The sequence below is a fragment of the Streptomyces sp. 4F14 genome (assembly GCF_048159485.1).
Lineage (GTDB): Bacteria > Actinomycetota > Actinomycetes > Streptomycetales > Streptomycetaceae > Streptomyces.
In genome coordinates, this window is sequence record NZ_JBLRVY010000354.1 from 1 (window position 1) to 326 (window position 326).

Consider the following 326-nt stretch of genomic DNA (forward strand, 5'->3'; position numbering starts at 1 on the left):
GATGTGGCGGACGATCGACAGGTCGTGCGCGATGAAGACGTAGCTCAGCTTGAACTCCGCCTGGAGCCGGTCCAGCAGGTTGACCACCTGGGCCTGGACGGAGACGTCGAGTGCGGAGACCGGTTCGTCGGCGACGATGATCTCCGGGTTGAGGGCGAGGCCACGCGCGATGCCGATGCGCTGGCGCTGGCCGCCGGAGAACTGGTGCGGATAGCGGTTGATGTACTCCGGGTTGAGCCCGACGACGTCCAGCAGGTCCTGCACCTTCTGGCGGCGGCTGCCCTTCGGGGCGACCTCGGGGTGGGTCTCGTACGGCTCCCCGATGA

General features: G+C 67.5%; 1 protein-coding gene. It reads right to left on the minus strand.

Annotated elements, in window-relative coordinates; all coding sequences use genetic code 11:
• Positions 1–326 (minus strand): ATP-binding cassette domain-containing protein (locus ACLZOT_RS51085; RefSeq protein ID WP_416976128.1); only part of this gene is annotated, 326 nt, incomplete at both ends.